This window comes from Fictibacillus phosphorivorans, assembly GCF_001619875.1.
GTDB classification, from domain to species: domain Bacteria; phylum Bacillota; class Bacilli; order Bacillales; family Fictibacillaceae; genus Fictibacillus; species Fictibacillus phosphorivorans_B.
On the sequence record NZ_LRFC01000037.1, the window covers coordinates 19,916 to 33,195 of the forward strand.

At 39.3% G+C, this 13,280-nt stretch carries 10 protein-coding genes; 1 reads left to right on the forward strand and 9 read right to left on the reverse strand.

The genetic code is table 11. From position 1 onward, the window contains the following. Position 1: 1 nt before the first annotated feature. From AWM68_RS14930 to hemA, 4 genes are read right to left on the reverse strand one after another with little or no spacing between them, the layout of a single operon-like run. Positions 2 to 769: a uroporphyrinogen-III synthase gene (locus AWM68_RS14930; protein WP_066243454.1), complete on the reverse strand. Its 768-nt coding sequence runs from the start codon at positions 767 to 769 to the stop codon at positions 2 to 4. Then, a complete protein-coding gene (gene hemC, locus AWM68_RS14935) occupies positions 769 to 1,698 on the reverse strand; it encodes a hydroxymethylbilane synthase (protein WP_066243457.1) in 930 nt (309 codons plus the stop codon). The genes AWM68_RS14930 and hemC overlap by 1 nt, the downstream gene beginning before the upstream one ends. A gap of 20 nt (positions 1,699 to 1,718) precedes the next feature. Then, positions 1,719 to 2,537, reverse strand: coding sequence for a cytochrome C assembly family protein (locus AWM68_RS14940; protein WP_066243459.1), 819 nt, complete (start codon positions 2,535 to 2,537; stop codon positions 1,719 to 1,721). 38 nt (positions 2,538 to 2,575) lie between these two features. Continuing rightward, positions 2,576 to 3,943 (reverse strand): glutamyl-tRNA reductase, encoded by a 1,368-nt coding sequence (gene hemA / locus AWM68_RS14945; protein WP_066243462.1) that lies wholly within the window; start codon positions 3,941 to 3,943, stop codon positions 2,576 to 2,578. Positions 3,944 to 4,175: 232 nt separating this feature from the next. Between hemA and AWM68_RS14950 the strand changes: the two genes are divergently transcribed. Beyond that, positions 4,176 to 4,655, forward strand: a complete 480-nt coding sequence (locus AWM68_RS14950) for a hypothetical protein (protein ID WP_066243465.1) — start codon at positions 4,176 to 4,178, stop codon at positions 4,653 to 4,655. 470 nt (positions 4,656 to 5,125) lie between these two features. Here the strand turns inward: AWM68_RS14950 and yihA are convergent, their stop codons facing one another. The 5 genes from yihA to tig all read right to left on the reverse strand — a co-directional run bounded on the left by yihA (position 5,126) and on the right by tig (position 13,199). Continuing rightward, entirely contained in the window at positions 5,126 to 5,713 is a 588-nt protein-coding gene (gene yihA / locus AWM68_RS14955) for a ribosome biogenesis GTP-binding protein YihA/YsxC (protein ID WP_066243470.1), read from the reverse strand. Next, entirely contained in the window at positions 5,713 to 8,028 is a 2,316-nt protein-coding gene (gene lon, locus AWM68_RS14960) for an endopeptidase La (RefSeq protein ID WP_066243471.1), read from the reverse strand. The genes yihA and lon overlap by 1 nt, the downstream gene beginning before the upstream one ends. A gap of 164 nt (positions 8,029 to 8,192) precedes the next feature. Then, positions 8,193 to 9,860 (reverse strand): ATP-dependent protease LonB, encoded by a 1,668-nt coding sequence (gene lonB / locus AWM68_RS14965; protein ID WP_066243474.1) that lies wholly within the window; start codon positions 9,858 to 9,860, stop codon positions 8,193 to 8,195. A 440-nt stretch (positions 9,861 to 10,300) separates the two neighbouring features. Beyond that, the gene (clpX, locus tag AWM68_RS14970) at positions 10,301 to 11,575 is read right to left on the reverse strand and encodes an ATP-dependent protease ATP-binding subunit ClpX (protein WP_066243476.1); all 1,275 of its coding nucleotides are present in this window, start codon (positions 11,573 to 11,575) and stop codon (positions 10,301 to 10,303) included. 331 nt (positions 11,576 to 11,906) lie between these two features. Further along, complete coding sequence (gene tig, locus AWM68_RS14975; RefSeq protein WP_066243479.1) at positions 11,907 to 13,199, reverse strand: trigger factor; 1,293 nt, start codon at positions 13,197 to 13,199, stop codon at positions 11,907 to 11,909. Positions 13,200 to 13,280: the final 81 nt, after the last annotated feature.

The window sequence follows — 13,280 nt, forward strand, 5'->3', positions numbered from 1 at the left end:
ATTATCTTCCTCCTTGAAAATAAGAGATGGCACAGTTCACCATTTCTTCTGCTGTAAAAATACTAGGCATATGAACATGCTTAAAACCGTATTTTTCAGCAGCTGTTTTTGTTGTAGGGCCAACACAAATGATTGGCTTATCGTAAATCATGTTGTTTTGATAGTCAGATATACCTTTACCTTCCATCATAAAAGAAACAGCAGATGGGCTCATAAAAAAGAAGCAATCCGTTTTACTAATTAACGACCAGTCCAAATTGTGTTCTGGCTCGGTTTTATAAACGATCATTTCTTCCACAACAGCTGTACTCTTGAGTTCTTCTTTAAGAAAGGAAGGTGCTAGGTTCCCTTTAGGAAACAAAATTTTATCATTTTTTGAAACATGTTTTTTTAACGTTTCAGCTAAGTCACTTGCATCATAACGGTTCGGAACATGTATAGTTGTCACACCATAATGCCGTAAGACCTCGGCTGTCTTTTCACCTACAGCTGCAAACTTATGAACTCCTAAAGAAATCCCTAACTCATTAATCAACCGATAAAAGTAATCCACAGCATTCTTGCTCGTAAAAACAATCCATTGAAAAGTGGATAATTGATTAAGGGTTGCCACTGCCGCCTCATTCTTCATGGCCTTAATAGATACTATAGGAAAAGAAAGAGGTATACCCCCATTCTCTTCAATAAGCTTAACCAATGAATGAGCTTGGTTCTTTGGCCGTGTAACAAGTATCTTTTTACCTGCTAATGGTCTACCTGATATATCCATTAAGCATTGAGGTCCTTTTTTACAGCATCAAGTATGTTCTTTGCTCCTAGAGTTTTTAATTCTTCAGCAAGTTCCACTCCTACACGGTGTGGATCTTTTCCTGTTCTCATTTCTTTAAGTACTTTTTTGCCTTCTGGGTCTGCAACCAGTCCTGTGAGCGTTACTTCATTTTCAGCCATCGTTGCAAATGCTGCGATCGGTACCTGACAGCCACCTTCTAATGTGTTAAGGAAAGCACGCTCTGCTTGAACCGTCTGATAGGTATAAGCGTCATTGAGTGTTGCTAGAAGTTCTTTTACTTCCGAATCATCACTTCTGCATTCAATCGCTAATGAACCTTGACCTACAGCAGGCAGACAAAGGTCGATATCCAAAAATTCGGTAACGACATCTTTTGACCAACCCATTCTTTCTAACCCAGCTGCGGCTAAGATGATCGCATCAAATTCTCCCGACTTTAGCTTCTCAATGCGTGTATCAATGTTGCCGCGAATCGACTTTATCACTAGGTCTGGGCGTCTGTTCAGCAACTGCGCTGCTCTTCTTAAAGAGCTTGTTCCTACAACTGCACCTGAAGGCAATTCTCTTAAAGAAGAATATTTTTCTGAGATAAGCGCATCTCGCGGATCAACACGCTTAGGTGTACATCCTATCTCAAGCCCCTCAGGCAATTCAGACGGCATATCTTTCATGCTGTGAACGGCTATGTCAATCTCTTTATCTAACATAGCTTGTTCAATTTCTTTAACAAAAAGGCCCTTTCCGCCTACTTTAGATAACGTGACATTAAGAATAACGTCACCTTTTGTCACAATTTCTTTTACTTCAAATTCAAAGGGCAGACCTGCTTTTTTTAATTGCTCAATCACCCAATTTGTTTGTGTAAGAGCCAATTTACTCCTTCTCGAACCTACTATAATTTTTCTCATTATATGAATCTCCTATCTCTTTACTTATACCATAGATGGAATTCTGTAAACGTAGTTGCTAGAAAATAGTTGATCAGCACTACCAAGAACGCGGCAACATTCCATAGGGCCAGCGTTTTACCTTGAACGCCTCTTCCTACCTTTTGATATAAATAAGTACTATAAACCAAAAGAACGATAAACGATGAGATGACCTTTGCATCAAGAAGTGTAAAGTCATTTATTTTCCAGAATGCCCATACAACTCCCAATATTAAACTGAGGAGAAGCAGCGGCACCCCAATCGTATTCAAACGAAAAGATAACTTTTCTAAGTATGAAAGACTGCCAAACCGCTGAAGTCTCTTGCTCCATTTTTTTCTCTTTAGCATTCCATGCTGCAGCAAGTACATGAATGAAATGATAAACGAAAGGGAGAATGCTCCATACGAAATAAAAGCCATTGTGACATGAATGATTAACAGCTCTGATATAAGCTGCTTCTCCAGTACAGCACTAGCTTGTCCTGTAGGAGCGAATAAATGAATCGACACGAGCAGGAACCCTAGTACGTTTGTAAAGAACACTAAAAAATCAACCCGGAAGAATCTGCTCATGACCACTGAAAAAGTCACTAGGATCCAGGCATAAAAAAACAGGCCTTCTGATGGTGTTAATATGGGGAACCGCTGATCTTTCAGCATCCTTAACACAAAAAAGACCGTTTGAAGTATCCAGACAATAGAAAGCAACCAGAAAGCAAATTGGTTCGCTTTCCGGTTGTTTTGAAGAAAATCTATAAAATAGCCTATAATGCTAAGTGCATATAGAACAATAGTCAGATCATATATCAAATTCATTTTTGCTCACACTCCATGAGCTCGAGGGAAACGTAAAATTAAGTTCTTACTGCAGAAGAATGAATCACTTCATCTGTGAGAGAAGCCTTTTCTTTTCTGTTTGCAGCAAGTCCAGTTTCCAACTGCTTTTGTTTATCCAAATATTCTTCTAAACCGAAAATTTCAGTGAATAACTGCAATTGCTCTTCTGCTCCTGGTTCTCCAGCCATTTCTTTAGCTCTAGTAACCGGTTCACGCAGCAATTGATTCACGATACTCTTTGTATGCTTGCTTAAGATCTTTCTTTCTCGGTCAGTAAGATCAGGCAGCTTGCGTTCAATGCTCTGCATTGTTTCTGCTTGAATGTTCAATGCCTTTTCACGCAGAGCAGAGATTAATGGGACTACGCCAAGCAGTGAAATCCAGGACTGAAAAGCAACAATTTCGGCTTCAATCATAAGCTCAATCTTTTCTGCCTCTTTCATTCGCTCCGCCAAATTGGATTCTACGATACCTTCTAAGTCATCAATATCATAGAGAAAAACGCTTTCCAAATCATGCAAAGCTGGATCCAAGTCGCGGGGAACAGCGATATCCACCATAAACAATGGAAGACCCTTACGTTTCTTCACAGCCGGCGCCGCTGTTTCTTTCGTGATAACAAACTTGTTTGATCCAGTTGAAGAGATAACAATATCTGCTTTTACAAGCAAGCTTTCAAGGTTCTCAAACGGATGAGCGGTACCATGAAACTTCTCAGCTACCTCTTGTGCTTTTTCGAAAGTTCGATTGATCACTAAAACTTCATTTCCACCGCTTGCATGCAAATGTTTCGCAGTAAGTTCACCCATCTTGCCAGCTCCAACGATCAAGATCGTTTTATTTTGCAAACCGCCAAAAATCTGTTTTGCGAGTTCAACGGCTGCGTAGCTGACAGAAACAGCATTTTCACCAATATCCGTTTCAGAGTGACATTTCTTTGCAAACGTGATCGCTTGCTTCATAAGTTTATTAAAAATAGTACCTGTAGCATCAAGTTTTTGAGATTCTAAGAAACCGTCTTTTACTTGACCAAGGATTTGCGTTTCACCAATAACCATAGAGTCTAAGCCTGCTGTAACTCTAAAAAGGTGCTCAACAGCTGCTTCTCCGTCTCTAATGTTCAAAAATGATGAAAGTTCTTCTTTATCTATTGAAAACCAGTCCGCCAAAAAAGATTTGATGTAGTATCTTCCGGTATGAAGCTGATCGGCAACGGCATAAATTTCAGTACGGTTGCACGTAGAAACGATTACACATTCAAGTATACTTTTTTGTTTCCGGAGTGTAGAGATCGCATCAGATAATTCAGCAGGCTGAAACGAAACTTTTTCCCGAATTTCTACGGGTGCCGTTTTATAATTAAGTCCAACCACTAGAATATGCATGCGCTCACCTCCCTTAATTATGTATGTTCTATCCTTATTATAACATGTCCTAAAATACGGAATATCCAATATTGTGAACAGAATATAAACGTTTATGCTATGATGGGTTTATCACATTTTAATGTGTGTTCAGCAGTTTTAGGATAACCATATTTACTAAAACTTAGCACAATATTAAAAATAACAAATTTCGACCAATTTAGCAAAGGTTTACGTTTAAGATGGAGGCATTATGAAACAAAGAAACACTTTCAGTGGTATCATTTTACTCGGAATCGGATTATTCTATTTCACTATGAGAATGGAAATTGAACTTCTTCAGCCTTATATGACATGGCCTACTTTACTCGTGATCATTGGGATAGCACTAATCCTTCAAGCAGTTTCTGGCAAGGACTCCTCAAACCTGTTTTCAGGTGTTTTCTTGACAGGATTGGGTTTGCATTTTCATGCTGCAGCAAAAATAGCTGCCTGGCCTGAGCCGCTTCAGATGATCATTCTGCTTGCAGGCTTATCCTTTTTGATTCAGTATCGAAAAACAAAAGATGGCCTGATACCCGGGCTATTGTTAACTTTTTTAGCTCTATGGTTACTGTTCTTTAAGAGTAATACCCCTTCTGTAGAAAATATATTTGTAAAAGCAGAAGATTTTTGGCCAATTATTCTTATGGTCCTAGGTGCTTACCTTATGTTTTTTAAAAAGAAGAAATAGCAGAAACCCCCTGTGTTCTAAACACAAGGGGTTTTCTTTATTATTAGGCTTTCAATTGGTTGTCTTTTGTCTATATTTTTACTACTCTTCATTGACAAATTGATTGGAGTGCAAGGTGCGTGCCTACTACATGAGGGGCTTCTTGTAAGGCATGCGACGAGGAAGCTTACTGCGGTAGCATTAAACTTGTAGACGCAGGAGCAAAGATACTTCATTGAGGCTGGCAGTCTGAAAAGTGAAAATGGCTGTTCAGCCCCGACAAGCAAAAGGTGAATGGGCTAGGAAGGCGCACTTTGTCTTCTTAACCATTTACCTTTTGACCTCGAGGGGCTAGCCACTGCAACTAGACAGGTGAGACACTTAAAAGTAATACGTACAAATGTGGCTCACCGCCTGCCCCACGGAAAGCGAGCAACCTGGAACGGAAATCAACTTCTTCAATGACAACAGAGTAACTTTAAAAGAGGTTCTTATTTAGATAAATAAGAATTAAGAACTCCCCATGCCTCATCTTTCCCGTGTCCGGTTTCGGATGAGAAGAGTACAATCTTATCGGCCGGGTCCAGGTTTAACGTTTCTTTAACTACTTTTTTATGTTTGTCCCATTTTCCCTTAGGAATTTTATCACTCTTAGTTGCCACAACAATAACAGGCAGTTCGTGATATTTGAGCCATTCATACATTAAAACATCATCTTTTGATGGGGGATGTCGAAGGTCAACGAGCTGAACGACCGCTTTTAACTGATCACGTTCAACCAGATATTGCTCAATCATCTTACCCCATGCTTCTCTTTCTGTTTTTGATACTTTAGCAAATCCATATCCAGGAACGTCCACGAAATAAAAACTTTCATTTAAGATATAAAAGTTTAATGTTTGTGTTTTTCCTGGTTTAGAAGAAGTTCTTGCTAAATTTTTACGATGGATCATCTTATTGATAAAAGATGACTTTCCTACATTCGATCGTCCTGCCAGAGCAATTTCCGGAAGATTGCCCTCCGGATACTGCTTTGGGCCGACTGCTGAAATTACGATTTCTGCTGTATTTACTTTCACTATCTATCACCTGCTAATGCTACTTTTAATACTTCATCCAAATGAGAAACGGTTATAAATTGTAATCCTTCTTTTACTGTATCTGGGATGTCTTCAATGTCTTTTTCATTTTCTTTTGGAAGAATAATGGTCTTGATTCCCGCTCGATGCGCACTCAATGATTTTTCTTTTAAACCGCCTATCGGCAGTACACGCCCTCTTAATGTGATTTCACCTGTCATACCTACATCTTTTCTTACAGGCTTCTTCGTTAATGCAGATACGAGCGCCGTGGCAATCGTAATTCCTGCTGAAGGCCCATCTTTTGGCGTTGCTCCTTCAGGTACATGAATATGAATATCCGTTTTTTCGTAAAAATCTGCGTCAATTCCGAGATCTTCAACTTTTGTTCGGACATAGCTTAGAGCCGCCTGTGCTGATTCTTTCATCACATCGCCTAGTTTACCAGTTAGGATAAGCTTACCTTTTCCTGGTGAAAGTGCCACTTCAATAGAAAGAGTATCTCCGCCTGCCGTCGTATAAGCTAAACCAGTAGCTGCACCGATTTGGTCTTCTAGTTCAGCCTGCCCATAACGGAAACGAGGCTTGCCTATATAATCTTCAAGATTTTTAGCTGAAAGTACAACCTTTTTCTTCTCAGCAGATACAATCTGCTTCGCTGCTTTTCTGCATAATCCTGCAATTTGACGTTCAAGATTACGCACACCAGCTTCTCGTGTATAGTTGCGGACTAGCTTTAGAATACTATCATCCTTAAACTGAATCTGGCTTTTCTTTAGACCATGCTCTTTAAGCTGTTTTGGAATCAAGTGGTTCTTCGAAATGTGAAGCTTTTCTACTTCTGTATAGCCTGCGATCGAAATGACTTCCATTCGATCTAAAAGAGGACCTGGAATGGTTGATAGAGAGTTTGCTGTCGTCACAAACATCACTTTGGATAGATCGTACGGCTCTTCAATATAATGATCGCTGAACGTGCTATTTTGTTCAGGATCCAAAACTTCAAGCATCGCAGAAGAAGGATCGCCTCTAAAGTCACTTGACATCTTGTCGATTTCATCAAGCAAGAATACAGGATTGATCGTTCCCGCTTTTTTCATACCTTGAATTAATCTTCCTGGCATAGCACCCACATATGTTCTTCGGTGCCCTCTGATCTCTGCTTCATCCCGAACACCACCAAGAGAAATTCTCACAAAATTTCTGCCGATGGCACGTGCGATCGACCGAGCAAGTGAAGTTTTACCAACACCAGGTGGCCCAACTAAACAAAGGATTGGCCCTTTTAGTGAATTCGTAAGCTTTTGAATAGCCAGATATTCTAGAACTCTTTCCTTCACTTTTTCTAGTCCGTAATGATCTTCGTTTAATACCGTTTCTGCGTGTGGAATATCAAGATTATCGACCGTTTCTTGTTTCCACGGAAGATTGACGAGCCACTCGATATATGTTCGTATAACTGAACTTTCTGCAGAAGAATTGGGCATTTTCTCGTATCGATCAAGTTCTTTCTTAGCTAGCTCCATGACATGTTCTGGCATATCAGACGCTTCAATACGGTCTTTTAGCGTGCTGACTTCACCAACTTTGCCTTCTTTGTCACCAAGCTCTTTTTGGATGGCTTTCATTTGTTCACGCAAATAGTATTCCTTTTGCGTTTTTTCCATCGCTTTTTTTACTCGTTGTCCGATCTTCTTCTCAAGGCCAAGCACTTCTTTTTCATTGTTTAACAACGCAAGTAAATGTTCGAGCCTTTCTTTCACATCAAATATTTCAAGAATTTTTTGTTTTTCTTTTATCTTGAGAGATAGGTGGGAAGATATGACATCAGCCATTCGTCCTGGCTCTGATATATCTTGAACAGAAGCAAGTGTCTCAGGAGTCACTTTCTTTGATAAATTTATGTATTGTTCGAATTGAGCCAAAACCGCTCTCATTAAAGCTTCTGTTTCGGCTTCTTTCACATCAACATCATCTGTTAGTTCAACTTCTACTTCCGTATGGGTTTTTTCGTCCATAAAAGCAGTGATTTTCCCGCGTTGTATACCTTCTACTAATACCCGAATCGTGCCGTTTGGCAATTTGAGCATTTGATTTACTTTTGATAACGTTCCTACATGATAAATTTCCTCTTCTGCTGGATCTTCAATAGATACCTCTTTTTGTGTAGATAAAAAAATCATCTGGTCATCAAGCATCACTCTTTCAAGCGCCTGAATGGATTTTTCTCTTCCTACATCAAGATGAAGTACCATTGTTGGATAAACCAACAATCCACGTAGAGGGAGGAGCGGAAGAACTCGTTTTTCCCCCATTAAAAACACCTCCGAAAACTGCTGTGTAATCATTAATTATATGCATAGTCTTTGTACAATTCTACCGATAATGCTTAACTTTGTCTAATGTAAGCTATCTTTTCTATAAAGCTTGTGTGACTCTAACTCAAGAAGCAGAATAAAAAGAAACCCCCTTCTTCTCCTTAAACAGAAGAAGGAGGGGAGTTTAATGCTGCTGATGCTGGTACTGATTGCTCTTCACCCTCATCTAAAAAGGCATACTGAAAGACTTCTGAGAGTTTTTTCACCGGAATAATTTCAACATCCTCGATGCTGTCAAAAATCTTTTGACTATTCTCAAACGGAATGAGTATACGTTTAGCACCTGCGTCTTTAGCAGCCAATATTTTGGCCATGACCCCACCGACCGGCTTTACTTTTCCATGTATACTAATTTCCCCTGTCATTGCGATCTCATGATCAATTTTTATATTGTGAATCGCAGAATAGATGGAAGATGCAATCGCAATTCCTGCTGAAGGACCGTCTACTGGACCGCCGCCTGGAAAGTTAACATGAATATCATACATGGATGCATCTACCCCCATATAACGAAGAACGGTAATGACGTTTTCTACTGACCCCTTAGCCATACTTTTCCTTCTTATGGACTTTGATTGATTGCCGATACTCTCTTCCTCTGCTATTCCTGTGATCGTGATCGTACCTTGTTTTTTAGCAGGAAGAACAGTTGTTTCAATCTCTAATAGTGCTCCGCTTGTTGGACCATACACAGCAAGACCATTCACTAAGCCAACCTTAGGCTTCTCTCCGATTTTACGCTCTGGCCTTGGCGCCATCCTGCTTGAGTGAGTAACCCATTCTACATCACTTTTTGTAATACTTTTACGTTCTTCTGTAATCGCTAACCCCGCAGCTATTTGTACCATGTTGACAGCTTCACGACCGTTTCTTGCATATTGAGCCATATATTTTAATGACTCTTCATCAATTCCTAATTTAATTTTATCTGCAGCCCTCTTTGCGATTTGCTCGATTTCAGCCGGCTGTAATTCTCTGAAAAATACTTCTAAACATCTTGAACGGATTGCAGGTGGAATCTCTTCTGGCATACGTGTTGTTGCACCGATCATACGAAAATCTGCAGGCAGACCGTTTTGGAATATATCATGTATGTGCTGAGGGATGTTTGCGTTCTCCTCAGAATAATAAGCACTTTCCAAAAAAACCTTTCGATCTTCTAATACTTTTAAAAGCTTGTTCATCTGAATAGGGTGAAGTTCACCGATCTCATCTATAAACAGAACTCCGCCATGTGCATTCGTAACTGCACCTTGTTTAGGCTGCGGTATTCCTGCCTGTCCCATCGCGCCTGCACCTTGATAGATAGGGTCATGAACGGAACCAATCAGAGGATCAGCTATTCCTCGTTCATCAAAACGTGCTGTAGTAGCATCTAATTCAACAAAGACAGCTGTGGACCGAAAAGGTGAAGTGTTGTTTCGTTTTGCCTCTTCTAAAACTAAACGAGCAGCAGCTGTTTTACCTACTCCAGGTGGCCCATAGACAATAACATGCTGGGGATTAGGTCCGCACAATGCAGCTTTCAATGCTTTTATCCCATCTTCTTGCCCTATAATATCTTCAAATTTTCCAGGACGTACTCGTTCTGACAATGGTTCTGATAAAGTGATCGAACGCATTCTTCTCAGCTGTTCCATCTCTTTTCTTGATTCTTTATCTACACTTACTTTTTGAGAACGCTGGTTTCTCAGCAGGTTCCAAAAATACAAACCGATTATGATTCCAAAAAATAATTGAATAAGTAATGCTATGCCAGTCCAGTTCATTGTTTTTCCTCCCGGTACCTATGTAGTAATAATCATAGTATCTCCGAGGAGGTGGTTAACTAAACGGTAATCCTGTTAAAAAGAGAAAAGGATGCGAAATGATTTATAGTTGAGAAATGCGAGGAATCGCAACTGAGAAATTACTTTTTATTGTTATAGTAAAGCAGATAGAGCAGTTGGGGTACATTATGATGCAACGTTTAGAATTTGAATGTACTTGTAGAAGGTACATATAAACTTTTATGTTCATTTGGAAGAAACACACCCATTAATATTCACATTAACTCTCTTTTATTCATGTTATTTGGAATGTATTCACGCTCATTTAATTCATTTCACATTAATTTCAATCATTTCACGTTAGCCATTTCGACAACGGTACTTGCTCGTAAGTATTAGATGAATACACACAAAAAAGACCAGCATAAGCTGGTCTCAAATTAAGCACTCTCTTTTGGAGTTTCTTTTGATTGTTCAATTACAGTACCATCTTCAAGCTCTAATGTAGGAGGTACTTTGTCAGAAATCGTTTCTTTCGTTACGATACATTTCACAACGTCTTCTCTAGATGGCAGCTCAAACATAACATCAAGCATAACCCCTTCAATAATTGAACGAAGTCCACGGGCACCCGTTTTGCGTTCAATTGCTTGTGCAGAGATCTCTCGAAGAGCTTCATCTGTAAATTCTAATTCTACACCATCAATATCTAATAGTTTTTGATATTGTTTTACAAGTGCATTCTTAGGCTTTGTTAGAATTTCGATCAACGCGTCCTCATCTAGAGGGTTTAAGTTTGAAATGACCGGTAAACGACCGATAAATTCAGGTATCAGACCAAAACGAAGCAGGTCTTCTGGAAGAACTTTTGATAAGTATTCTCCAGCTTTTAAGTCCGTCTGCTTAGAATCAGAACTAAAACCGATTACTTTTTTCCCTAGACGGCGCTTGATAATTTGTTCAATTCCATCAAATGCACCACCGCAAATGAATAGAATGTTCGTCGTATCGATTTGGATAAACTCTTGATGAGGGTGCTTACGTCCTCCTTGTGGTGGAACACTCGCAACCGTACCTTCAAGAATTTTAAGAAGTGCTTGCTGAACACCTTCACCTGAAACATCTCTTGTAATTGAAGGATTCTCAGATTTACGTGCAATCTTATCAATCTCATCAATATAGATGATTCCTTTTTCTGCTTTTTCTACATCGTAATCAGCAGACTGAATCAATTTGAGAAGGATGTTCTCAACGTCCTCACCAACATATCCAGCTTCTGTTAAAGATGTAGCATCAGCAATCGCAAAAGGTACATTTAGGATACGAGCCAACGTTTGAGCAAGGAGGGTTTTCCCGCTACCTGTTGGTCCGATCATCGCAATATTACTTTTTGCAAGCTCTACTTCATCCGATTTTTGCGTTGAATTAATACGCTTATAGTGATTGTAAACGGCTACAGAAAGAGATTTCTTCGCCTGATCCTGTCCGATAACATACTCATCTAGAATTTTTCGGATTTCGACTGGTTTTGGTACTTCTTTTAGTTCTACATCCTCTTCTGTACCTAGTTCTTCTTCTACAATTTCAGTACAAAGTTCGATGCACTCATCACAAATATATACACCTGGTCCAGCAACCAGTTTTCTTACTTGATCTTGTGTTTTTCCACAGAAAGAACACTTCAATTGCCCTTTTTCATCATTAAATTTGAACAATGATATCACCCCTAAAACAAGAATATGGATGAAACGCTTGACCCTAGTTCAGATGTTTTCTGAAGGAAAGTCTGTTTTATTTAATTCGACTGCTTAAGCATTCCGTTGATTATAATGGATTGTATCACACTTCCATATTAAAACGGAAATAATAACGCTTAATAAATATGTATGGTAAGGCTCTATATAAGTATGAACAATCCTGCTCATTTTAAAACCTATTTTTCAAATAGGGGTAGTAATTACCCATATTTTGTTATGTATTGCAAAACAAGGCACGATAAATAAGGAATCGCGCCTTGTTTCTTTTGTACTTGATTTGATTATTTAATTAAGCAGTCTTGCTGTTTTCAACAAGGAAATCAATCGCTTTACGAACTTTCAAGTCTGCAGCAACTGCATCATTTCCACCTTGCATTGCTAGCATTTGCTTGATTTGTTCTACTTCCATTTTGTACATTTCAGCCATCTTGCTAAGTTCAGCATCGATTTCTTCTTCAGAAACTTCAATGTTCTCAGCTTCTACGATTGCTTCAAGTACAAGATTTGTACGAACACGCTTTCCAGCATCTTCTTTCATTTGTTCACGAAGAGCTTCTTCGCTAGTACCAGAGAACTGGTAGTAAAGGTCAAGATTCATACCTTGCATTTGCAGACGTTGACCAAATTCTTGAACCATACGATCAAGCTCAGTGTTTACCATCGCTTCAGGAATTTCGATTTCTGCATTTTCAGAAGCTTTCTCAATCACAGTTTCACGTGTTTTGTTTTCAGCTTCTTGCTTTTTGCTCTCTTCAAGCTTTGTGCGAAGTTCTTTCTTAAGGTCTTCTAAAGTTTCAGCATCGCCTTCAGCTTCTTTAGCGAACTCATCATTTAGTTCTGGAAGTTGTTTAGCTTTGATGTCATGAATTTTCACTTTGAATACAGCAGGCTTACCAGCTAGCTCTTCTGCATGATATTCTTCAGGGAAATTAACGTTAACGTCTTTTTCCGCTCCAGCTGTTTCACCAACTAGTTGCTCTTCAAAGCCTGGAATGAATGATCCAGATCCAATTTCAAGTGAGTAGTTTTCAGCTTTTCCGCCTTCAAACGCTTCTCCATCCACGAATCCTTCAAAATCGATGTTTACAGTGTCGCCGTTCTCAACAGTACCTTCTTCTTTAACAACTAGTTCAGCTTGTTGTTCTTGTAAAGCAGTTAGTTCGTTTTGAACATCTTCATCTGTAACTTCAGTTTCAGTCTTTTCTACTTCAAGACCTTTGTAATCCCCTAGTTTTACTTCAGGTTTAACGATTACTTTAGCTGTGAAAACAAGGTTGCTTCCTTGCTCCATTTTTTCAATGTCAACTTCTGGACGATCAACTGGCTCGATACCTGTTTCTTGTACAGCGTCTCCATATGCTTTTGGCAATAGGATATCTAGAGCGTCTTGATATAGAGACTCTACTCCAAAACGTTGTTCAAAAAGTCGGCGCGGCATTTTTCCTTTACGGAATCCTGGTACGTTAACTTGCTTAACAACTTTTTTGAACGCTTGATCAAGCGCTGTATCTACTTCAGTAGCCTCAACTTCAACCGTTAAGACACCTTGATTGCCTTCTAACTTTTCCCATTTAGCAGTCATTAAATGTTCCCTCCAACATCGGTATTTCCATAACTATCATATAGATTACAACCATTCCATTATAGCATAGCCGCTCTGTAT

What these genes read in the sequence shown, in the direction of transcription:
- AWM68_RS14950 (WP_066243465.1), top strand. Translation starts at nt 4,176, where the DNA reads ATGAAACAAAGAAACACTTTCAGTGGTATCATTTTACTCGGAATCGGA.
- lonB (WP_066243474.1), bottom strand. Translation starts at nt 9,860, where the DNA reads ATGAACTGGACTGGCATAGCATTACTTATTCAATTATTTTTTGGAATC.
- lon (WP_066243471.1), bottom strand. Translation starts at nt 8,028, where the DNA reads ATGGGGGAAAAACGAGTTCTTCCGCTCCTCCCTCTACGTGGATTGTTG.
- tig (WP_066243479.1), bottom strand. Translation starts at nt 13,199, where the DNA reads ATGACTGCTAAATGGGAAAAGTTAGAAGGCAATCAAGGTGTCTTAACG.
- hemC (WP_066243457.1), bottom strand. Translation starts at nt 1,698, where the DNA reads ATGAGAAAAATTATAGTAGGTTCGAGAAGGAGTAAATTGGCTCTTACA.
- hemA (WP_066243462.1), bottom strand. Translation starts at nt 3,943, where the DNA reads ATGCATATTCTAGTGGTTGGACTTAATTATAAAACGGCACCCGTAGAA.
- AWM68_RS14930 (WP_066243454.1), bottom strand. Translation starts at nt 769, where the DNA reads ATGGATATATCAGGTAGACCATTAGCAGGTAAAAAGATACTTGTTACA.
- AWM68_RS14940 (WP_066243459.1), bottom strand. Translation starts at nt 2,537, where the DNA reads ATGAATTTGATATATGATCTGACTATTGTTCTATATGCACTTAGCATT.